This window comes from Neisseria gonorrhoeae (assembly GCF_003315235.1).
Classification (GTDB): domain Bacteria; phylum Pseudomonadota; class Gammaproteobacteria; order Burkholderiales; family Neisseriaceae; genus Neisseria; species Neisseria gonorrhoeae.
The window spans coordinates 35,461-56,414 of sequence record NZ_QNRU01000011.1; the positions used below are offsets into that span (position 1 = coordinate 35,461).

Consider the following 20,954-nt stretch of genomic DNA (forward strand, 5'->3'; position numbering starts at 1 on the left):
TTAATTGGTTTGACCACTATTGCCGACGATTAGAAAAATATTTTCGGAGATGTTCAATTATGGAAACTTGGGTTCAAAACTACACGGCAATCGGCGGCAGCCTGTATCTGACTGCCGCCGCCGCACTCTTACCCATCGTCTTTTTCTTTGCCGCGCTGACCGTCCTGAAGCTGAAAGGCTATCAGGCGGGGCTTTATACGCTGCTGATTGCGCTTGCCGTTGCCGTATTCGGCTTCGGGATGCCGACGGGTATGGCGGTTTCTTCCCTGTCGCCGCAGCCGGATTGACCCAACGCCCCATACGCTACACTGGACTTGACCGCGCATTACAAAATCGGCAAATCCACCCGCATCGGTTTGGACTTTGAAAACGTCTTTAACAAACGCTGCCGCACGATGCCCGACATTCACGTTTACGGCACGCCGCGCAGCCTGACCGCAACCGTCAAACATATAGTGGATTAACAAAAATCAGGACAAGGCGGCGGGCCGCAGACAGTACAAATAGTACGGAACCGATTCGCCCGGTGCTTGGGCGCCTTAGGGAATCGTTCTCTTTGAGCTAAGGCGGGGCAACGCCGTACTGGTTTTTGTTAATCCACTATAAAGAAAGAAATGCCGTCTGAAACCTTATCGTTTCAGACGGCATTTGTTTGCCCGGGCGGTTATTTGCCGGTTTGGGTATCCCGTTTCAATCCGCCGCCGAGCGCCTTGTACAAATCGGCAAGGTTTTCGGCGCGGGTCAGTTGTGCCGACAAAGCCGCACCTTCCGCCGAATAGCTGATGCGTTCCGCATCGAGCAAATCGAGCGCGCCGGATACGCCGTGTTTGTAACGCAGTCCGACCAAGCGCAACGCTTCTTTAGAGGCGCGGCTTTGTTTGCTTAAAGCGTCATAGGCTTTATCCAGCTGCTCGCGCGCCGCCAATGCGTTTGCCACGTCTTGAAAGGCGGATTGGACGGCGGATTCATAGGCAACAATTTGTGCCTGTTGGCGCAGTTTTGCCACATCAAGGTTCGCCTTGTTCGTTCCCCAAGTAAAAATCGGCAGGGTAATAGACGGCGCGAACGCCCAAACGCCCGTGCCGCTTTTGAACAGCCCGCCCAATTCGACAGAACCCGTACCGACGCTTCCGGTCAGGCGGATGGACGGGAAAAAGGCGGCGCGCGCCGCACCGATATTGGCGTTTGCCTGTTTGAGCGCGTGTTCGGCGGCGCGGATGTCGGGACGGTCGAGCAATACTTCGGAACTCAAACCGGCAGGCAGTTTTTCAACAAAAAACTGCTTGTCCAACGGCAAACCGGCGGGCAGGTCTTCGGGTATCGGACGGTTAATCAAGGTTGCCAAGGCATTGCGCGCCTGTTCGCGGCTGCGCGCGGCATGGGCATAATCGGCTTTGGCAGATTCAATCAAGGCTTCCTGCTGGCGCAGGGCGACGGCGGAAATCACGCCTGCCTTGTACCGCAATTCGGACAGCTTGTAGGTTTCCTCGCGCGTTTTCAAGACACGCTGCGCCAAAGACATCGCTTCTTCGGCATAACGCTCGTTGAAATAGGCTTTGGCAACGGTGGCAATCAGACTCAAATGTGCCGCATCGCGGTTGGCAACGCTGGCAAAATAGCCTTGCAGTGCTGCTTCGCTGCTGCTGCGCACGCGCCCGAACAGATCGAGTTCGTAAGATGCCGCACCCAGTCCGACATTGTAGCTGCTGCTGACATTGCCGCCGCTCAAGCTGCCTTGGCGCGAGCCGTTCGCATTGGCGGCAAGCGTGGGCAGGAGGTTGTTGCGCTCGATCATGTATTGTTTGCGGTAGATTTCGCTGTTCAATACGGCTGTACGCAAACTGGTATTGCGCTCGAGTGCGATGTCGATCAGCTTTTGCAGGCGCGGGTCGGCAAAATAGTCATGCCAACCCAAATCAACCGCGCGGATGGAAGAAACCGATGTGTCGTTTTGGAAGGTTTCCGCAACTTCGACTTTGGGCTGCTCGTATTGAGGAATCATGGTGCAGGCAGACAATGCAAAGGCTGCTGCAACAGAGGTCAAGGTAGTTTTCAATGTAGTATTCATAAAAAAGTCCTGATGCCGTCTGAAAACCGGCGGTTCTCAGACGGTATTTTGCTTAATATTGTTTATCGTCCGAACCGGTTATACCCGCTTTTGATGCATGTCTGACCGCCATTTCATGCTCGTGTGCAGTTTCTTTGAAGAATTTGCGCACCACTACATAAAAAAGCGGAACAAGGAACACGGACAAGAGCGTGCCGATGAGCATCCCCCAGAATACGGTCGTGCCGATGGCGCGCTGGCTGGCAGAACTCGCACCAGCGGCAATATACAGGGGAACCACGCCCAAAATAAAGGCAAACGAGGTCATGATAATCGGACGGAAACGCAGGCGGGCTGCCTCCAAAGCGGCTTCGACCGCGCTTTTCCCTTGCGCTTGAAGGTCTTTGGCAAATTCGATAATCAGAATCGCGTTTTTCGCACTCAAACCCATCACAGTAACGAAACCGACTTGGAAGTAGATGTCGTTGGCAAACGAGGGAACGCTGCCCAACAGTCCTTCAAACAGGTTGCGCCCGGTTACGCCCGCAGCCGCACCGATCAAACCCAACGGAATCACAAGGATGACCGCCAGCGGAATCGACCAGCTTTCATAAAGCGCGGCAAGTACCAAAAATACGGCTGCAACCGCCAAACCGTACAAAATCAGGGTTTGCGAGCCGCCTTTTGCCTCTTCGCGCGACTGTCCGCCCCATTCGAAGCTGTAACCGCCGCCCAATTCGTCAACCATTTTTTGAACCGCCGCCATAGCCTGCCCGGTGGAAACGCCGGTTGCAGGCGAAGCGGACAGCTTCATCGAGGGATAACCGTTGAAGCGTACGCTCTGTTCCGTACCGTTTTCCCAAGAAACAGTAGCAATGGTGGAAAGCGGTACGGCGACGCCGGATTTGTTCGGCACGGTCAGGTTCAAAATATCGGCAGGCTGCATACGGGCATCCTCGTCGGCCTGCACCATCACGCGTTGCAGACGGCCTTGGTTCGGGAAGTCGCTGACATAAGACGAACTCAGCGCGCTTGCCAATGCGGTGCGGATGTCGGCAAACGAAATGCCTTGCGCCGCCGCTGCGGCACGGTTGATGTCGATTTTCAACTGCGGCGAGTCTTCCAAACCGCCGGCACGGACGGTGCTGGGGTCAAACAAACCGCTGGCACGCATTTTCTGAATCAGCTCGTTGCGCTTCGCCAGCAATGCGGTATGGCCGGTATTGTTGCGGTCTTGCAGGTTGATGCTCAGGCCCGAACCGTTGCCCAACTCCAGAATCGGAGGCGGGACGACGGCGATGCCGAAACCGTCTTTAAGCGTCCCCATCATCATACCCGTCAGCTTGCCGGCAACCGCAACGGCATCGCTGCCGGAGGCGGTACGTTCGTTCCAATCTTTCAATATGGCAAAACCCATCGCCATATTCTGACCGCTGCCCGAAAAGCTGAAGCCGGAAACGGTAATGATGTTTTCAATTTCGGGAATGCTTTTCGCCAGTTGGGTAACTTGTGCTAGCGTCGCATCGGTGCGCTCTTTGGTCGCACCCGCAGGCAGTTGCACGCTGACCATAACGAAGCCTTGGTCTTCGGTCGGCAGGAACGAAGTCGGCAGGCGCATAAACAGGAACACGCCCACAACCGCCAAGCCGATATAGACAACCATCATGCGGAAAGTCTTACGCAGCACTTTGGCAACCCGGCCTTCGTAGCCGTGCGTCCAACTGTCGAATTTCTTGTTGAACCAGCCGAAGAAACCTTTTTTCTCTTCGTGATGCCCTTTCGGGATTGTCTTCAACATTGTGGCACACAAAGCAGGGGTAAGGGTCAGCGCAAGGAAGGCGGAGAATGCGATTGATGACGCCATCGTCAGGGCAAACTGTTTGTAAATATTGCCGGCCGCCCCGCTGAACATCGCCAGAGGCACGAACACGGAAATCAGAACGGCGGTAATACCGATGACCGCGCCCGAAATCTGACCCATCGCTTTTTTGGTCGCTTCTTTGGGCGGCAGGCCTTCACCCGCCATAATGCGCTCGACGTTTTCAACCACCACAATCGCGTCATCGACCACGATGCCGATGACCAATATCATCGCAAACATCGTCAATACGTTAATCGACATCCCCATATAAGAGATGAAGGCGAAACCGCCCAACAGGGAAATCGGTACGACGATGGTCGGAATCAGCGTATAACGGATGTTTTGCAGGAAGAGGTACATTACGACAAACACCAGCACCATCGCTTCGATTAAAGTGTGAATCACTTTTTCAATCGAAATTTCAACGAATTTGGAAGTATCGTAAGGGGTTTTCCAACTCATACCCTGCGGAAAGTATTTTTCCAGCACCGCCAAGCGTTCTTTTACCGCCTTTGCCGTCGCCATCGCATTGCCGCTGTTGGACAACATTACCGCCATACCGGTGGTATTTACCCCGTTCAGGCGGGTTGAGGAAGAATAGTCTTCCATACCCAATCCGACTTTCGCCACATCCTTCAGGTAAATATTAGAACCGTCGGTATTGGCGCGGAGGATGACGTTGCCGAATTCTTCTGCCGTACCCAACTGCCCTTGCGCCGTTACGGTAGCCGTAACCGTCTGTCCGCGCACAGCGGGAAGCGAACCGATGGAACCTGCGGAAATTTGGATATTCTGCGCCGACAACGCGCTGCCGACATCGGCAAACGACAAATTGTAGTTTTGCAGTTTCTTAGGATCGACCCAAATCCGCATCGCGCGTTGCGCGCCGAACAGGCGGACCTGCCCCACGCCTTCGATACGCTGCAATTCGGGAACGACGTTGCGCTGCGCGTAGTCGTTCATCTCTTCGGTTGACTGCACATCCGACGAAAGCATCACAATCATCAGGAAATTGGAACGCGCCTTGGATACGGTTACGCCGTATTGCTGGACGGTTGCCGGCAGCGTGCTCAATACTTCGGAAAGCTTGTTCTGCACTTCCACCTGCGCCAGATTCTCGTCGGTATCGGGCGTAAAGGTCAGGCTCACGCTGCCGCTGCCGCTCGAATCGACGGAAGTGGACATATAGTCCAAACCTTCCACGCCGTTCATATTCCGTTCGATCACGGAAAGTACGCTGCCTTCCATCACTTGTGCGGACGCACCCGGATAAATGGCGTGCAAAGTAATGGTCGGGGCGGCAACGGACGGATATTGCGAAACCGGCAGGCTTTTAATGCCGAAAATACCTGCCGCAATAATGAAAATCGAAATAACCCACGCGAAAATGGGGCGGTCGATAAAGAATTTAGCCATCGATGCCTTCCTTATTTCGCTTCAGAAGCAGGTTTGGCTTCAGATGCCGTCTGAACGCCGGCTTGAGGGGCGGCAGCTTGGTTTTCAGACGGCGCCCATTCTTTAGGCGTTACCTTTTTCGCCCCCGTCATACCGGCGATACTGATGCCTTCCACAACCACCTTGTCCCCGTCCTTCAGACCCGACGTAACAATCCAATTCGTACCCTGCTGTTGCGCGACCGTTACCTCGCGGGGTTCCATACCGCCCTGGGCATTCACAATCATCACGGTATCTTTCGCACCGCGCGTTACCGCCTGCTGTGGAACGATGAATGCATTATCCGCCGCCACCTGATCCATCAGCACACGCACATACAGGCCGGGCATCAGGATATTCTGATCGTTCGATACGGCGGCGCGCAAGGTAATCTGACCGGTCGATTCGTCAACGGTCGGATCAGCAAACAGCAGGCGGCCTTTTTCAGGATAAACCGTACCGTCGTCAAATTTGATGCCGACCGCAATCGCACCATCCGCCGCCAGCAGCTTGCCTTCGGCTATCTGCCGGCGCAGTTTCATCACTTCGGATGCAGACTGGGTAACGTTCACATACATCGGATTGGTTTGGCGGATGGTGGCTAAAACAGTTGTATCGCCCGCATTCAACAGCGTACCTTCGGAAACTTTGGACTGACCGATAAAGCCCGAAATCGGCGCGGTAATGCGCGAACGGTTCAGATTGATGCCGGCGGATTTGATCGCCGCCTGCGCCGCTTTAACGCTTGCTTCGGCAGAACGTTTCGCCGTTACCGCAGCATCGTACTCTTGTTTACTGATGGCATCGGCGGAAACCAGCGGTTTGTAACGCGCCAAATCCGCATCCGCTTTGGCAAGCGTTGCCTGTGCCGTTGCCAGTTGCGCGCGCGCGCTTTCCAGACCTGCTTCATAAGTGGAACTGTCGATCTGATACAGCGGCTGCCCGGCGCGGACATAACTGCCTTCTTGGAACAGGCGTTTTTGGATGATGCCGCCGACTTGGGCGCGGACATCGGCGGTACGCAGCGATTCCAAACGCCCCGGCAACTCGACGGTCAATGCGACGGTTTGCGGATGGACGGTTACGACGCCGACGACGGGCGCGGGGGCTTCCCGACCCGCAGGCTGCCCGCCCTGCGCCGCGTCTCCGCCTTTACCGCAAGACGACAGTGCCAATGCAACGGCGGCAGCCAACGCGGCCGCACGCATCGCCTTAGAAGCATAAAAAGCCATTATTTATCCTATCTGTCTGGTTTGATGTAAAGGGTTTTGCCAATCAACAGGCATTCTTATTTCAGGATATAAAAACCGCCTGCTTTGATACCCGAATGTTCGAACGGGTTGCAAAGCAGGTTATACCTGTTTTCAAAGTTGAGATGCAGTCTCAATTTTATGGGTTTCATTATACATACACGATTGCACGGATAAAAAGTCTTTTTTATAATCCGCCCTCGTCAAACCGACCCGAAACGAAAACGCCATTATGAGAAAAACCAAAACCGAAGCCTTGAAAACCAAAGAACACCTGATGCTTGCCGCCTTGGAAACCTTTTACCGCAAAGGGATTGCCCGCACCTCGCTCAACGAAATCGCCCAAGCCGCCGGCGTAACGCGCGGCGCGCTCTATTGGCATTTCAAAAATAAGGAAGACTTGTTTGACGCGTTGTTCCAACGTATCTGCGACGACATCGAAAACTGCATCGCGCAAGATGCCGCAGATGCCGAAGGAGGTTCTTGGACGGTATTCCGCCACACGCTGCTGCACTTTTTCGAGCGGCTGCAAAGCAACGACATCCACTACAAATTCCACAACATCCTGTTTTTAAAGTGCGAACATACGGAACAAAACGCCGCCGTTATCGCCATTGCCCGCAAGCATCAGGCAATCTGGCGCGAGAAAATTACCGCCGTTTTGACCGAAGCGGTGGAAAATCAGGATTTGGCTGACGATTTGGACAAGGAAACGGCGGTCATCTTCATCAAATCGACGTTGGACGGGCTGATTTGGCGTTGGTTCTCTTCCGGCGAAAGTTTCGATTTGGGCAAAACCGCCCCGCGCATCATCGGGATAATGATGGACAACTTGGAAAACCATCCCTGCCTGCGCCGGAAATAATCAAGCCTTGGTAACAATGCCGTCTGAAACAAACAAACCCTTTCAAACGGCATCAAAATGACACAAAGCATTCTTCTAAAAATACATATTCACTAAATTGCATTTTTAATTTCCCCTATCATCGCATGAACATTGTCTTGGTCAAAATGTCCGTTTTCTTCTGAATAAACTTCTAACAAATAATGTTCAATGAACGTTTTATCTGTCATCAACGATACATCTTTGGCAATGTCTTCATACGACTCAAAATCATCTTCATGCCATGGATCATATTTATCCATGATTTTTTGAATTTCATTTTTCATATCATTTACCTTCCAATATTTATTTACAATTAATAACAATACCATTCGAATGCAAACTGCATTTTTCTCCGGCATTCTTGCAAACAAAAACCGAAAATCCCGTCATTCCCGCGCAGGCGGGAATTCGTTTTTTTGAGTTCCAGTCATTCCTGATAAGGCTTTAACGTCAAGTTTTCGGATTACCGCCTTTATGAGAATAACGATGTGGGCATTTTCCGTTTTAATCTATTACGGTTATATACATATACGATTATTTTAGTTTGCTTACAAAACACTTCATGTTAAATTCAAAAATTTAATGCACTCAATATATTTTTTTAAGGAGAAGCAGATGAGTCAAACCGACGCGCGTCGTAGCGGACGATTTTTACGCACAGTCGAATGGCTGGGCAATATGTTGCCGCACCCGGTTACGCTTTTTATTATTTTCATTGTGTTATTGCTGATTGCCTCTGCCGTCGGTGCGTATTTCGGACTATCCGTCCCCGATCCGCGTCCTGTTGGGGCGAAAGGACGTGCCGATGACGGTTTGATTCACGTTGTCAGCCTGCTCGATGCCGACGGTTTGATCAAAATCCTGACGCATACCGTTAAAAATTTCACCGGTTTCGCGCCGTTGGGAACGGTGTTGGTTTCTTTATTGGGTGTGGGGATTGCGGAAAAATCGGGCTTGATTTCCGCATTAATGCGCTTATTGCTCACAAAATCCCCACGCAAACTCACTACTTTTATGGTTGTTTTTACAGGGATTTTATCTAATACCGCTTCTGAGTTGGGCTATGTCGTCCTAATCCCTTTGTCCGCCGTCATCTTTCATTCCCTCGGCCGCCATCCGCTTGCCGGTCTGGCTGCGGCTTTCGCCGGCGTTTCGGGCGGTTATTCGGCCAATCTGTTCTTAGGCACAATCGATCCGCTCTTGGCAGGCATCACCCAACAGGCGGCGCAAATCATCCACCCCGACTACGTCGTAGGCCCTGAAGCCAACTGGTTTTTTATGGCAGCCAGTACGTTTGTGATTGCTTTGATTGGTTATTTTGTTACTGAAAAAATCGTCGAACCGCAATTGGGCCCTTATCAGTCAGATTTGTCACAAGAAGAAAAAGACATCCGGCATTCCAATGAAATCACGCCTTTGGAATATAAAGGATTAATTTGGGCAGGCGTGGTGTTTATTGCTTTATCCGCCCTATTGGCTTGGAGCATCGTCCCTGCCGACGGTATTTTGCGTCATCCTGAAACAGGATTGGTTGCCGGTTCGCCGTTTTTAAAATCGATTGTTGTTTTTATTTTCTTGTTGTTTGCGCTACCGGGCATTGTTTATGGCCGGATAACCCGAAGTTTGCGCGGCGAACGGGAAGTCGTTAATGCGATGGCCGAATCGATGAGTACTTTGGGACTTTATTTGGTCATCATCTTTTTTGCCGCACAGTTTGTCGCATTTTTTAATTGGACGAATATTGGGCAATATATTGCCGTTAAAGGGGCGGTGTTCTTAAAAGAAGTCGGCTTGGCCGGCAGCGTGTTGTTTATCGGTTTTATTTTAATTTGTGCTTTTATCAATCTGATGATAGGCTCCGCTTCCGCGCAATGGGCGGTAACCGCACCGATTTTTGTCCCTATGCTGATGTTGGCCGGTTACGCGCCCGAAGTCATTCAAGCCGCTTACCGCATCGGTGATTCCGTTACCAATATTATTACGCCGATGATGAGTTATTTCGGGCTGATTATGGCGACGGTGATGAAATACAAAAAAGATGCGGGCGTGGGTACTCTGATTTCTATGATGTTGCCGTATTCCGCCTTCTTTTTGATTGCATGGATCGCCTTATTCTGCATTTGGGTATTTGTTTTGGGCCTGCCCGTCGGCCCCGGCGCGCCCACTTTGTATCCCGCACCTTAAACACGATAAACAAAATACCGTCTGAAAACCTTTTTTCTGTTTTCAGACGGCATTTGCCTTTCCATCCCGTCAGGCTTCTCCGGTCCCTTCCCTCTTTTCCGCTGCGGCAAGCGTGTCGGCGAGCAGGCGGGCGAGGTTTTCAAACAGGGGCTGTTCGAGCGGGTTTTGGCTTGCGTTGCCGAACACGAGGGCGACTTCGGTATAGTCTTTCTGCCCTTTGCTGACTTTGCTGCCGTAATAGGCGGTTTGGGCTTTTTTCAGGGCGGCTTCCCAATCTTGTTTTTGGGCAAACGCTTCGGCGGCGGCAAGCGAGGTTTTGGCAAAAAACGGCAGCGGGCGGTTTTGCCCGATATTGAAAAACGCCATCCATTCCGACAACAGCTGCAATGCCCTGTCTTGCGCGATTTCCGCCAATACTTCTGTTTCTCCGGATTGGACGATAAAGGTTTGCCGCGTTTCGGCTTCAGACGGCATAACGGCGCAAAATATCAGGTGTTCCAACAAAAAAGCCACACGTTGCGGCGCATTGGGTTTGCCGTAGGCGTAAAACACCTGACCGCAGCGGTACAGATTGCCCAAGCTGCCTTTCAGGATTTGCCCGTCCGACGGTATGGCGTATGGGAACGGAGGAAGTTTTGGGCTGTTTAAAACCGACGTGTCGATTTGTTTGGCGGCGGTTTGGAAGTCCTGCTGCCAAAGTCTGCCCAACTCTCCCGACGGCAGGAGGCTTTCCGCCGCGATACGGGCGGCGGTTTGGGAAAAATCTTGTCCTTCGCGGCGCGCCCCGATATAGGTTTCGGCGATTTGCTCCGCGTGTTGCGGATCGAAGGGTTCGGCAGGTTCCCAGGCTTCGCCGATATGGGGTTCGCTCCACGCAAGCTGCTGCTGAAGCCATACTTTGACGGGGTTGCGCCAGAAGCGGATAAATTCGTCCTGTCCGATTTCGGCAACGGGTTCGGCGTTTTCTACGGGTTGGTCGAAAAAAGGGCGCGGCGGTTCGGGCGTTTGTCCGAGCGCGGCGGCGTAGTCGGTACGCGTGCCGAATATGCCGTCTGAACGTCCGCCTTCTTGGAAATATCGGCGCGAGAAGGCTTGCAGCGGATGCTGTTCTATCCAATTTTGTGCAAGTTGGCGGCTACCAATGCCCGCCATAGCGGCAACGGTATCGATGAGTTCGCCCAACAAAGAAGACGGAGCCAGTTCTTCGTCTTTGCGGATGTCGCGCCCGATGTAGGACAAATACAGGATTTCGCGCGCGCTGATGAGGGCTTCGAGGAACAGGTAGCGGTCGTCGTCGCGGCGGGCGCGGTCGCCTTTGGCGGGATGTTTGGCAACCAGGTCGAATACGGCGGCTTTGGTATTGCGGGGAAAATCTCCGTCGTTCAAACCCAACAGGCAGATGACTTTGAACGGCAGGCTCCGCATCGGCACCATACTGCAAAAGGTGATGCCGCCGCGTAAAAAGCCTGCCTCGCTTTCGCTGTCGAGGAAGCGGCGGATGTGGCGGATGACGGTGTGCGGCGGCAACTGTCCGGAAAATTGCGCCAATTCGGTTTCCGCCTGCCATTTGACCCATTCGTTTTCGAGGTTTTGGACTGCCTTTTGGTCATCGGCTCCGGCTTCGAACAATCTGTCGGGCAAATCCCGGCAACGCGCCACCCATTCTCCGACCGTCGCGGGCTGCCGCCATATCCGGGCAATATCCGACAGGGTTTCGAGGAAGGCGGCAAAACGTCCGAACAGGGCGGTTTGGTTCACGTCGGCATACCACGCGCTGACATCCTGCCACATCGGGTTGCCGCCTTCGGGCAGCATCCAGCCCAATACCATACGGTCTGCCGCCTGCTTCCAGGTAAACAGCTGATCCGTGCCGCCGCGCATTGCGCCGTCCAATCCCCAATGGACGTTCAAATCGGCAACCATATCGTGCAAAAGCGGCAAATCGTCCCCGGTCAGTCCGAAACGGCGCAACACGGGCGCGGTTTCCAAAAGCGCGAGCACTTTGCCGACTTCAAAACGGCTTTCCAGCAAGTCAGACACGCACTCCAACGCATAAAAAAACGGTTGCCGGCGGCTAATTTTCACGTCCGAAACGGAATACGGCAATGCCTGCGCGCCGGGCTGCGCCTGTCCGAACACGGCTTCGATAAAAGGCGTATAGGGTTCGATGTTCGGGGTTAATACGGCGATGTCGTGCGGCTGCCAATCGGGATGTTCATGCAGAATTTTCAACAGTTTGTCTTTGAGTATCTGCAATTCGCGCAAAGGGCTGTGTGCGGAGACGATGCGTATCGAGCCGTCGCCCGTGTTGACGCTTCCCACATTTTCAGACGGCATTTTCAGGTTTTGAATATCGGTTTGCAGGGCGTGCAAAAGCGTATCGCGCCCGCCTTCTTCAAATACCGGCGTTTCTTCTTCTATTTCCATTTCGTTCAAAAAGTCGAAAAAGTCGCGCCCCTGCTTGCCCAATGAGGCAAGCAGCGGATGCCCTGCCTGCGTCAGATCGGGATCGCCGCCGCCTTTGAGGATTTGCGCCGCTTCGATGACGTTGCCCCAATGCATCCCGCTCGGATTGAGTGCGAACACGAACACGTCGCAATGTTCGGACAGCTTGTGCAAAAGCTGCAAATACATCGGCGCCATCGTGGAAATGCCGAACACGAAATAACGCTCGGGCAGCTTATCCTTGTCCAACGCGGCAAGCAGTTTTTCCCACAACGCGACACGGTGCGGCGCGCTCTGCCTGCCGTCGTCGAGGTAACGCCACAGTTTGGACTGCCAGATTTCGTCGTCGCCCAAACCGAGTATCCTGCCCTGCTGCCAAGCGTCTATCCACTGAGGACGGTACACGAGGTATTGGTCGAATATGTCTGCAAGCTGTCCCGCAAGCTGGTAATCCGCCGATTCTCCGCTGCCCAGATAGTCTTGCAGCACATTCCTCACATCTTCAAATTCCGCTCCGTTTTGAAATTCTGCGCTGCGGAACAAATCCAGCAGCCGCCAGCGCATGACTTCGGGTGCAAACGGGCTGAGTTCGGGAATACCGGGAATCAGTTTTTTCATCAACTTCCACGTCAGGCCGGCGGGCAGGCTGAACGCCAAATTCGCCGCCACGCCCAAATCGCGGGCGAGGCAGGTGTTGAGGTAGCGGCGCATCCCCTGGCTCTGCACAACAATCTGTTCGGGCTGCAAGGCACATTTCAGCGGTTTGACTTTTTGAATGCGGGCAAACAGTGCAGCGAGCGATTCGAGGCGGTTGGATTGGTACAGGTAAAACATGGCTTGCTTTTTCAAAATGACAGTGATGCGGAATTATATAGCTTCTCGGGCAAGCCGCCCGCAAACAAAATGCCGTCTGAACGCTTCAGACGGCATCGGGTCATTTAAACCATTTCCTCAACACAGGAATCCGCGACAGCAGCAAGGTATCCAACAGCCAAATCACGGCAATGGCAAGCAGCGCGGTCGGGAAAAGCAGTGCAATCAACAGCAGCGGCAATGCCATCGCCCACCAGACGGGCAGTTTGATTTTTTGCGCCGGAGGAACAATGCCCGCCACGCCGGACGGACGGCGTTTCCACCACATCACGCAGCCGCTGATGCCGATAAAAATCACGGCAAGGCAGAACACGACGTTCGCCAACACGCTCCACCAGCCCAAAGTCCCCATATGCAGCGCAATGCTTGCCGCCATAAATTTGCCGAACGGGTTGTAATCGTCAAAACGGATGTCGGCAAGAATCTTGCCGCTGTACTGGTCGATATGCACCGTGCGGTCGGCAAACGGGCTGATCATGTCATAACTCATAGAATCCTGCGACAAAGTCCATACCCCGTCCTCGCCTTTGGGCAAATTCAACTGATAACGCCCTTTGAAACCGATTTCCCGCGCGAAACGGTCGACGGTTTCCAATGTCATCGGCTCGCTGGGGTTAATGCCGTTTTCACCCACAGTCGTCCCTGAGACAGGCATAGGCGTAAGCTCCAAAATCCACGGCACTTCCTTAACCTTGCCGTCATTCAATACCTCGCCGTGGGTCGGCACGACTGAAACGGGGTTCGGTTCGACACCCCATTTGCCGGCCGGGAACTGACTCCAAGCCTGCACGAACTTGCCGCCCCAAATACCTGCCCAAGCAATACCCGACAGGCAGAACAACAGTAAAATCAACGACACCCAAGTTCCAAACGCGCCGTGCAGATTCCGCCACCAAGAACGCGCCCTGCCTTTTGGCGGCAGCAGCATCGCTTTAATGCCGCGCTGTTTCGCCCACCAAAGGTACAAGCCGCTGACAACCATAATAATGGTCAGTGAAGCTGCCGTTTCCAAAAGATAATCGCCTGCCGCACCGAGCATCATATCGCCGTGGATTTCATCCATAGTGTGATACCAACCCTGATTGCGCGGCATGGTGTTGACCACTTTTGCCGTATAAGGATCGACCGCAACCATGGTTGCCTTACCCTCATTGTTGACACGGAACACAGCAACCATATCATCGGCACGCGGTGCAATATATTGGACGACGGACGAAGTCTCCGGATTAATGGCACCGCGTGCCGCTTCTGCCTGAACAGAGAGGGGTTGCACCACTGCCTGAGGGAAAACGTGAATACGCTCTCCCTCTTTACCGGTAATATTGGCAAACAACAGCATACCCAAACCTGTAACGGCAAGCAGGGTCAAGAAGGGCATAACCAATAAACCGGCATAAAAATGCCACCTCCAAACGCTCAGATAATGCCGGTTATTCTGCTGACCGGCTTCAGTTTTGATTTGTGTATCCATTAATCGTCCTTTTGAAATTAAGGCTATCGTGATGATGCGCGATTATAAACAATAAAGACTAATTCTTTATGACTAAAATCAATTTTTTTTGCAACATATGAAAAAAGATTCAATTTTGAAGAAACAAACCTATATGCCGTCTGAAAGCATCAAACAATGCTGTCCGACACCCAACTGCACCATTCTTTAAACCATACAAAAATATCAGTCGGTCTGACTGCTTAAGCATCAAAATCCCCACTTTCAGACGGCATAAATCAAAAACAGGATTTCCGTTCAAAATAAAAAATCCGGATTCGATATGAATCCGGATTTCTGCATCCGACAAAGTCGGAAAACAACGGTTAGAACTTACCGCCTGACTGGTTGACCATATAGTCAACCGCAGCTTTGACCTCATCATCGCTCAAATCGCCGCGACCGCCTTTTGCGGGCATCGTATTGAAACCTTCGATCGCGTGTTTGTGCAACGTGTCCTTACCTTTTTTGATGCGGTCGGCCCAGTCGGCTTTGGTGCCTACATGGGGAATACCTGGAATTGCATTGCCATGGCAGGCGGCACAAACGGTTTCATAAACCTGTTTGCCATCCGCTTTGGCGGCAGGTGCGGCTTTTTCCTCGGCTTTAGGTTCTGCTGCGGCAGGTTTGGCTTCAGAAGCGGCTTGTGCTGCTTCTGCAGGAGCAGATGGTGCGGGTTCTGCCGCCGGTGCAGGCTCGGCTTTTTTCACCGGAGCTTTACCGTCTTTATTGGAAAGACCCCATACATAAGCAGTCATGATATGCAGTTTGTCTTTATCTAAGAAATGTCCCCAAGCGGGCATTTGGCTGCTGCGACCGTTGGTAATGGTTTCGATAATGGATTTTTGCGTACCGCCCCACAACCACACGTCATCAGTCAGGTTCGGACCCAAACCTTGGATACCTTGTCCCTTATCGCCGTGGCAAGTGAAACAGTTGGCAGGCGGACCGCTGAACAAGGCTTGTCCGCGCGCGGCACGTTCCTCATCATACTGACCTTTGGGTTTTGAAAGGGACATCACATAATGGGCAACGTCTTTCACGCCTTCTTCGCCCAAAGCAGGACCCCAGGCAGGCATAGTCGCAACACGGCCTTTTTCGATGGTCTCGTGGATTTTATCGGGATCGCCGCCCCACAACCAATCGCTATCGGTCAGATTCGGAAAACCTTTAGAACCTTTGGCATCAGAGCCGTGGCACTGGATACAATAAGTGTTAAACAGGTTTTGGGCGATTTGCTTGGCCTGTGGGTCTTTTGCCACTTTTTCAATCGGCATATCCGCAAACTTGGCATACAGTTTGCCGTATTGCTCATCGGCTTTTTTGACCTCTTTTTCATATTGGTTATGGCTGGTCCATTTCAGCAGACCTTTGTAGTCGCCGACACCCGGATACATAACCAGATAACCGATACCGAACAGCCACGTCAAAACACACAGCCAAAACCACCAGCGGGGCAGCGGATTGTCGTATTCGGCAATGCCGTCCCACTCATGACCCGTAGTTTGTACTTCTTCGCCCTTCTTCGGACGTTTGACAACATTTTGAGACAGCAGCAGCCAAGCCAAAGCGATAAAGCTCAGTAAGACAATAACTGCAATATATATATTCCAGAAATTACTGGTAAATTGGGATGTTGCGTTCATTGTTTTGCTCCGTTATCACAATATTAACGGTTTTCGCTTTTCTTATCTTGCGCATCTTGGTTTTCAGCAAAAATGCTGTTTGCGGCATCATCGTAGTTTTTCTTATTCCGCCTGTTGAAGACGATATAGAGTACTAACAGGAAACAGATAAAGATCCATACCGTGAAAAGAGCGCGAATACCGTTAATATCCATGATGTTACCTTACGTTTTTCAAAGCCAGACCCAATCCTTGCAGATAGGCGACTACAGCATCCAGCTCGGATTTGTTTGCCAAAGCCTCAGGCGCTTTCGCAATTTCCTCATCACTGTAAGGAGTACCTACTTTACGCAAAGCCTTCATGTTGGCAACGGTTGCATCGACATCGACTTTATTGCGTGCAAGCCACGGGAATGCCGGCATATTGGACTCAGGCACGACATCACGGGGATTCAGCAGGTGGATGCGGTGCCATTCGTCGGAATAGCGGCCGCCCACACGTGCCAAATCAGGACCGGTACGTTTGGAACCCCATTGGAACGGATGGTCGTAAACCGACTCTCCGGCAACAGAGTAATGACCGTAACGCTCAGTTTCCGCACGGAACGGACGAATCATTTGAGAGTGGCAGTTGTAACAGCCCTCACGGATGTAAATATCGCGTCCGGCAACCTGCAGGGCATTGTAAGGCTTCACGCCCGGCGCCGGCTGTGTTGCCGCCTTGGTAAAGGCCAAGGGCACAACTTCAATCAACAGACCGACACTGACTACAAGCAGCGTGAACACAATCAGAACGCCGATTTTTTCTTCAGCCAATTGTTGTAATTTCATTTTGGTAGCCTATCTTTCTTAGTATTTTAGTGGTGCTGTGTTTGGGAAACCGCAGGGATTTCGGCATCGACTGCTTTACCACCGATGGCTGTGCGGTACACGTTGTACGCCATAATGCACATGCCACTCAGATACAATAAACCACCTGCAAAACGGATCATGTAGTAAGGCATGGTGCGTTTTACGGATTCGACAAACGAGTAGGTCAGCGTACCGTCATCGTTCAGAGAACTCCACATCAAACCCTGCATCACACCTGCAATCCACATCGCGGCGATATACAGAACCACACCGATAGTCGCAATCCAGAAATGCGCCTCTACCAGCTTGGTGCTGTGCATCTGCTCTTTGCCGAACAGACGGGGAATCATGTAATAGACGGAACCGATGGTTACAAAGCCTACCCAGCCCAACGCACCCGCATGAACGTGCGCGACGGTCCAGTCCGTATAGTGGCTCAATGCATTGACCGTTTTAATCGACATCATCGGGCCTTCAAAGGTAGACATACCGTAGAAGGACAAGGATACAATCAGGAATTTAAGAATCGGGTCTGTACGCAGTTTGTCCCACGCGCCGGACAAGGTCATAATGCCGTTAATCATACCGCCCCAAGAGGGTGCGAACAAAATCAAGGACAGAACCATACCCAAAGATTGCGTCCAGTCAGGCAGCGCAGTGTAGTGAAGATGGTGCGGACCCGCCCACATATAGGTGAAAATCAACGCCCAGAAGTGAACGACGGACAGGCGGTAGGAGTAAACGGGGCGGGCTGCTTGTTTGGGTACGAAATAGTACATCATACCCAAAAAGCCGGCAGTCAGGAAGAAGCCCACGGCGTTATGCCCGTACCACCATTGAACCATAGCATCAATCGCACCGGAATAGACGGGGTATGACTTCATCAAACCGGCCGGGATGCTGATATTGTTGACGATGTGCAAAAGTGCGACCGCCAAAATAAAGCCGCCGTAGAACCAGTTGGCAACGTAAATGTGTTTTACCTTGCGTTTGGCAATCGTACCGAAGAATACGATGGCGTAAGCCACCCAAACCAAAGTAATCAGAATGTCAATCGGCCATTCCAGTTCGGCATATTCCTTACCTTGGGTCCAACCCATAGGGAAGCTGACGACGGCGGCAACGATTACCGCCTGCCAACCCCAAAAGGTAAATGCCGGCAGCCAACCGCCGAAAAGACGGGTATTACAAGTACGTTGGACAACGTAGTATGATGTGCCGATCAGACCGCAACCGCCAAATGCGAAAATAACCGCATTGGTGTGCAGCGGACGCAGGCGGCCGAAGTGGAACCAAGGTCCGATATTAGACAAGTCGAGGGCAGGAGCAAAAAGCTGGGCGGCGACGATAACGCCGACCAACATGCCCACAATCCCCCAAACTACAGTCATGATGGCGAACTGGCGCACCACTTTGTAGTTGTAAGTTTGTGTGTCCATGAGAGTCTCCATGAATTATGGGAATAAAGATTTTTATCCTGCCGCTTCCGCAGCCTGTTTAAGGTGCAATCCGGGCAAGCATAATTTTTTCTAAATTTAACATATCTGCCTTATTACGCCAAGCGGAATTACATTCGCGCCGCCGGCGAACCCTTTGCTTAATCTGTTTTTTATTACATATAAATCATATTGTTATAATAAATTACAACCCGGCCGCCATTGCTTTTGTTTCCAATTTTCCCTTTTTGTGGCACTTTATTGATGTAGGTTAAGCTGCATTTTAAAGGCATTTAATCCATCCCGTTTAACGATATATTTGATAGTTATGATTCATTATAAAATAGCCCCGTCCCCTCTAGACCATGAATGGCACATCCTGCTGAAATTCACACAAGATAATGATTTTCCTATAGAAATAAGCCTTCCGAATTGGGTGCCGGGCAGCTATCTGATTCGGGATTTTTCCCGCCACATCACTTCTATCCATGCATCCTGCAACGGCACGTCCATGCCGCTCGAACAAATTGCAAAAAACCGCTGGCACACTGCCGCCGTACGCGGCGAGTGGCAAATCCGCTACACCGTATATGCATTCGATTTGTCGGTTCGAGGTTCTTTCCTGACGACAGAACGCGGTTTTTTTGACGGATCGTGCCTGTTTTTGAAAGTCGAAGGAACGGAAACGCTGCCGCACCGCTTGGAATTGACAGGCATTCCACCCGAATGGCGTATTGCCACAACGCTGCCGGAAACAGGGAGGCTTGTCTTTCAGACGGCATCTTATGACGAATTGATTGACCGACCTGTCGAGATGGGCTTGATTGAATTTTTAGATTTTGAGGCGGCAGGCATTCCGCACACGATTGCCTTAAGCGGCATATATCCCGATTTCGACCGCGACAGGCTGGTTTCGGACATCAAAAAAATCTGCGAAACAGAACTGGCGATGTTCTCCTCCCCTGCCCCATTTGAGAAATATTTGTTCCTGCTCCACGTCGGCGACCATATTTACGGCGGTTTGGAACACACCGACAGCACCGCACTGCTCGCCGATCGCCACAGCCTTCCGCCGTACGGTATGACCGATGCCGACGATGCCTACACCACATTGCTCGGACTTTTCTCCCACGAATATTTTCACGCGTGGAACGTCAAATCCATCAAACCTGCCGCATTCGCCCCTTATGACCTCGACAAAGAAAACTATACCGAACAACTATGGGCATTCGAAGGCATTACATCCTATTACGACGATTTGTTTTTGGCACGCAGCCGCACCATCTCGCCCGAATTTTATTTAAACCTGCTAGCACAAGGCATTACGCGCGTACAACAAACCCGCGGCCGTTTGAGGCAGACCTTGGCGGAATCGAGTTTTACCGCGTGGAACAAATTTTACAAACCGGATGAAAACAGCCCCAACGCCATCGTCAGCTACTACCAAAAAGGCGCACTTGCCGCATTGTGCCTTGATCTGATAATACGCAACCGAAGCAACGGCAGACATTCCCTTGATACGGTAATGGACAAACTCTATCGGGAGTGGAGGGACACACACTCGGGTATTCCGGAAAAACACTGGCAAATCCGTTGTCAGGAAATTACCGGCTTGGATTTGACAGATTTTTTTCAGACGGCATTGTACAGCACCGAAGATTTGCCGCTTGCCGAATGCCTGGCAACCACAGGCGTGAAACTGACCTTCCTGCCGCTTCCCCGACAACACGGCGGCGGATATGCGGAACACATTTTCCCCATCCCGCCGACGGGCGATTTCGGCGCACGCTTCAAACAAAACGCCGACCATATCGTCCTGACCCATGTCTTCAACGGCGGAAGTGCGGAATCTGCGGCACTGTGCCCGCAAGACAAAATCATTGCTTTAGACGGTTATGCCTGCACCGACTTTGCCGCACAATGGGCCCGATACCACGTCAGGGCAAAAATCAATATCCACTTCTTCCGTGCAGGCATATTGCGTCAAACCGTCTTGACGGTTCAGGCAACGGCGGCGGATACTGCCATCCTACACATCACAGATCGCAACCTGTTGGAAAACTGGTTGTTCGGTTAAACTTTCAGACGGCATTGCACACAAAATGCCGTCTGAACACCAACCGCAAAGCAAAGGAAACAAAATGGCGATTCTCAAACTTGACGAACATCTCTACATCTCCCCGCAACTGACCAAAGCCGATGCGGAACAAATCGCGCAACTTGGCATCAAAACCGTCATCTGCAACCGCCCCGACCGCGAAGAAGAATCGCAACCCGACTTCGCCCAAATCAAACAGTGGCTGGAACAAGCAGGCGTTACCGGATTCCATCACCAACCCGTTACCGCACGCGACATCCAAAAACACGATGTCGAAACCTTCCGCCAACTCATCGGACAAGCCGAATATCCCGTCCTTGCCTATTGCCGGACCGGTACGCGCTGCTCCCTCCTGTGGGGCTTCCGCCGGGCGGCAGAAGGTATGCCGGTTGACGAAATCATCCGCCGCGCCCAAGCGGCAGGTGTAAATCTGGAAAACTTCAGAGAGCGGCTGGACAACGCCCGCGTCTGATT

14 protein-coding genes and 2 pseudogenes are annotated in these 20,954 nt (G+C 52.1%); 6 read left to right on the forward strand and 10 right to left on the reverse strand.

What is annotated here, in order from left to right; all coding sequences use genetic code 11:
- Nucleotides 1–59 precede the first annotated feature (59 nt).
- Together DFR77_RS06460 and DFR77_RS06465 are read left to right on the forward strand one after the other, a co-directional pair.
- A pseudogene (locus DFR77_RS06460) lies at nt 60–266 on the forward strand (L-lactate permease); the annotation flags it as partial.
- A pseudogene (locus DFR77_RS06465) lies at nt 266–464 on the forward strand (hypothetical protein); the annotation flags it as partial. The pseudogenes DFR77_RS06460 and DFR77_RS06465, both read left to right, overlap by 1 nt.
- Nucleotides 465–664: 200 nt before the next feature.
- Here the strand turns inward: DFR77_RS06465 and mtrE are convergent.
- The 3 genes from mtrE to mtrC are packed head-to-tail and all read right to left on the reverse strand — an operon-like array spanning nt 665 to nt 6,574.
- Entirely contained in the window at nt 665–2,068 is a 1,404-nt protein-coding gene (gene mtrE, locus DFR77_RS06480) for a multidrug efflux transporter outer membrane subunit MtrE (protein WP_003693770.1), read from the reverse strand.
- A gap of 52 nt (nt 2,069–2,120) precedes the next feature.
- Nucleotides 2,121–5,324, reverse strand: a complete 3,204-nt coding sequence (gene mtrD, locus DFR77_RS06485; RefSeq protein ID WP_113852064.1) for a multidrug efflux RND transporter permease subunit MtrD — start codon at nt 5,322–5,324, stop codon at nt 2,121–2,123.
- Nucleotides 5,325–5,335: 11 nt separating this feature from the next.
- Nucleotides 5,336–6,574, reverse strand: coding sequence for a multidrug efflux RND transporter periplasmic adaptor subunit MtrC (gene mtrC, locus DFR77_RS06490; protein WP_003693766.1), 1,239 nt, complete (start codon nt 6,572–6,574; stop codon nt 5,336–5,338).
- A 250-nt stretch (nt 6,575–6,824) separates the two neighbouring features.
- On the opposite strand from mtrC, the gene mtrR reads away from it, so the two are divergent.
- Nucleotides 6,825–7,457: a multidrug efflux system transcriptional repressor MtrR gene (mtrR, locus tag DFR77_RS06495; RefSeq protein ID WP_003693763.1), complete on the forward strand. Its 633-nt coding sequence runs from the start codon at nt 6,825–6,827 to the stop codon at nt 7,455–7,457.
- A 92-nt stretch (nt 7,458–7,549) separates the two neighbouring features.
- On the opposite strand, the gene DFR77_RS06500 is transcribed toward mtrR, so the two are convergent.
- Nucleotides 7,550–7,762, reverse strand: coding sequence for a hypothetical protein (locus DFR77_RS06500; protein WP_010358853.1), 213 nt, complete (start codon nt 7,760–7,762; stop codon nt 7,550–7,552).
- A gap of 331 nt (nt 7,763–8,093) precedes the next feature.
- Here DFR77_RS06500 and mtrF point away from each other — a divergent pair, with 331 nt between their 5' ends.
- Nucleotides 8,094–9,662 carry an AbgT family antimetabolite efflux transporter MtrF gene (gene mtrF / locus DFR77_RS06505; protein WP_003693758.1) on the forward strand — a complete coding sequence of 523 codons (1,569 nt, stop codon included), beginning with the start codon at nt 8,094–8,096 and terminating at the stop codon, nt 9,660–9,662.
- A 69-nt stretch (nt 9,663–9,731) separates the two neighbouring features.
- Here the strand turns inward: mtrF and recC are convergent, their stop codons facing one another.
- The 6 genes from recC to ccoN form a co-directional block, all read right to left on the reverse strand.
- Nucleotides 9,732–12,941: an exodeoxyribonuclease V subunit gamma gene (gene recC, locus DFR77_RS06510; protein ID WP_003700237.1), complete on the reverse strand. Its 3,210-nt coding sequence runs from the start codon at nt 12,939–12,941 to the stop codon at nt 9,732–9,734.
- 100 nt (nt 12,942–13,041) lie between these two features.
- The gene (locus tag DFR77_RS06515; RefSeq protein ID WP_003693752.1) at nt 13,042–14,451 is read right to left on the reverse strand and encodes a PepSY-associated TM helix domain-containing protein; all 1,410 of its coding nucleotides are present in this window, start codon (nt 14,449–14,451) and stop codon (nt 13,042–13,044) included.
- A gap of 344 nt (nt 14,452–14,795) precedes the next feature.
- The gene (gene ccoP / locus DFR77_RS06525; protein WP_003695664.1) at nt 14,796–16,115 is read right to left on the reverse strand and encodes a cytochrome-c oxidase, cbb3-type subunit III; all 1,320 of its coding nucleotides are present in this window, start codon (nt 16,113–16,115) and stop codon (nt 14,796–14,798) included.
- 23 nt (nt 16,116–16,138) lie between these two features.
- Complete coding sequence (locus DFR77_RS06530) at nt 16,139–16,309, reverse strand: CcoQ/FixQ family Cbb3-type cytochrome c oxidase assembly chaperone (protein ID WP_003693747.1); 171 nt, start codon at nt 16,307–16,309, stop codon at nt 16,139–16,141.
- Between the two features lie 4 nt (nt 16,310–16,313).
- Nucleotides 16,314–16,925: a cytochrome-c oxidase, cbb3-type subunit II gene (gene ccoO / locus DFR77_RS06535; RefSeq protein ID WP_002212596.1), complete on the reverse strand. Its 612-nt coding sequence runs from the start codon at nt 16,923–16,925 to the stop codon at nt 16,314–16,316.
- 26 nt (nt 16,926–16,951) lie between these two features.
- Complete coding sequence (ccoN, locus tag DFR77_RS06540; RefSeq protein WP_010358857.1) at nt 16,952–18,385, reverse strand: cytochrome-c oxidase, cbb3-type subunit I; 1,434 nt, start codon at nt 18,383–18,385, stop codon at nt 16,952–16,954.
- 325 nt (nt 18,386–18,710) lie between these two features.
- On the opposite strand from ccoN, the gene DFR77_RS06545 reads away from it, so the two are divergent.
- Both DFR77_RS06545 and DFR77_RS06550 read left to right on the forward strand, forming a co-directional pair.
- Nucleotides 18,711–20,459 (forward strand): M61 family metallopeptidase, encoded by a 1,749-nt coding sequence (locus DFR77_RS06545; RefSeq protein ID WP_017146922.1) that lies wholly within the window; start codon nt 18,711–18,713, stop codon nt 20,457–20,459.
- 64 nt (nt 20,460–20,523) lie between these two features.
- Complete coding sequence (locus DFR77_RS06550) at nt 20,524–20,952, forward strand: TIGR01244 family sulfur transferase (protein ID WP_002220419.1); 429 nt, start codon at nt 20,524–20,526, stop codon at nt 20,950–20,952.
- The last annotated feature ends 2 nt before the right edge of the window (nt 20,953–20,954 follow it).